The sequence below is a fragment of the Viridibacillus sp. NPDC096237 genome, assembly GCF_050278625.1.
Taxonomy (GTDB): domain Bacteria; phylum Bacillota; class Bacilli; order Bacillales_A; family Planococcaceae; genus Viridibacillus.
In genome coordinates this window covers 14,012-16,153 of sequence record NZ_JBNNTI010000049.1, presented here as the reverse complement: position 1 = coordinate 16,153, position 2,142 = coordinate 14,012, and the positions used below count along the sequence as shown (strand labels likewise).

Annotated in this window: 1 protein-coding gene; it reads left to right on the top strand. The window is 56.3% G+C overall.

Annotation, left to right across the window (positions count from 1 at the left end; genetic code table 11):
- Positions 1 to 2,142: beta strand repeat-containing protein (locus ACQKMD_RS18995; protein WP_427753933.1), on the top strand; the 2,142-nt coding region annotated here is incomplete at both ends.

Here is a 2,142-nt window from a genome sequence, read left to right as displayed (position 1 = left end):
AACCGGAGTAACTGGAGCAACCGGAGCAACGGGAGTAATCGGATCAACGGGAGCAACTGGTGTAACTGGATCAACTGGAGTAACCGGAGTAACCGGAGTAACTGGAGCAACAGGAGTAACTGGAGTAACAGGACCGACTGGAGCAACAGGACCGACTGGAGCAACAGGAGTAACTGGAGTAACAGGACCGACTGGAGCAACAGGATCAACGGGAGTAACCGGAGCAACAGGACCAACCGGAGCAACGGGAGTAACCGGAGCAACAGGACCAACCGGAGCAACAGGATCAACAGGATCAACAGGAGTAACTGGCGTAACAGGATCGACTGGATCAACGGGAGTAACTGGGGTAACAGGAGCTACAGGATCAACGGGACCAATTGGTGTAACAGGACCGACTGGAGCCACAGGACCAACCGGGGGAACTGGAACCACAGGATTAACTGGTGTAACAGGACCGACCGGAGCAACGGGAGTAGCCGGAGCAACGGGAGTAACTGGACCAACCGGGGTAACCGGAGAAACGGGATCAACAGGGTTAACAGGACCGACCGGAGTAACTGGGTTAACAGGACCAACTGGCGCAACCGGAGTAACCGGGGTAACTGGCGTAACGGGATCAACAGGTCCAATAGGGGCAACTGGAGTAACCGGAGCCACAGGCGTAACAGGACTGACTGGAGCAACCGGAGCAACGGGAGCAACTGGTGTAACTGGATCAACGGGAGTAACCGGAGTAACTGGAGCAACAGGAGTAACTGGAGTAACAGGACCGGCTGGAGCAACAGGACCGACTGGAGCAACAGGAGTAACTGGAGTAACAGGACCGACTGGAGCAACAGGAGTAACTGGGGTAACAGGAGCCACAGGATCAACGGGACCAATTGGTGTAACAGGACCGACTGGAGCAACAGGAGCAACAGGCGTAACAGGACTGACTGGAGCAACAGGGGTAACCGGGCTTACTGGCGTAACGGGACCAACCGGAGCAACTGGGTTAATAGGACCAACAGGACCAACCGGAGCAACCGGAGCAACCGGAGCAACTGGATCAACGGGATCAACTGGGGTAACCGGAGTAACTGGGGTAACCGGAGCAACTGGGGTAACCGGAGCAACTGGAGTAACCGGAGCAACTGGGGTAACCGGAGCAACAGGAGTAACTGGAGCAACAGGAGTAACTGGAGCAACGGGAGTAACCGGAGTAACAGGACCGACAGGAGCAACGGGAGTAACTGGGTTAACTGGATCAACTGGAGTAACAGGACCGACAGGATCAACGGGAGTAACTGGGGTAACCGGAGCAACCGGATCAACTGGATCAACTGGATCAACTGGGGTAACCGGAGCAACTGGGGTAACCGGAGAAACGGGAGTAACCGGAGCCACAGGAGTAACTGGCGTAACAGGACCAACCGGAGCCACAGGGGCAATGGGAGCAACGGGAGCAACCGGGGTAACCGGAGAAACGGGAGCCACAGGGATAACAGGACCGACCGGAGTAACTGGGTTAACAGGAGCCACAGGAATAACTGGCGTAACAGGACCGACTGGAGCAACAGGAGTAACCGGAGCAACCGGAGCAACCGGAGCAACTGGGGTAACTGGAGCAACCGGAGTAACTGGAGTAACTGGAGCCACAGGAGTAACTGGTGTAACAGGAGCCACAGGAGTAACTGGCGTAACAGGACCAACTGGAGCAACAGGCGTAACAGGACTGACTGGAGCAACGGGAGTAACCGGAGCCACAGGAGCAACAGGCGTAACAGGACTGACAGGAGCAACGGGAGTAACTGGGTTAACTGGATCAACTGGAGTAACAGGACCGACAGGATCAACGGGAGTAACTGGGGTAACCGGAGCAACCGGAGCAACCGGATCAACTGGATCAACTGGATCAACTGGGGTAACCGGATCAACTGGGGTAACCGGAGCAACTGGGGTAACCGGAGAAACGGGAGTAACCGGAGCCACAGGAGTAACTGGCGTAACAGGACCAACCGGAGCCACAGGACCAACCGGAGCCACAGGGGCAATGGGAGCAACGGGAGCAACCGGGGTAACCGGAGAAACGGGAGCCACAGGGATAACAGGACCGACCGGAGTAACTGGGTTAACAGGAGCAACAGGAATAACTGGCGT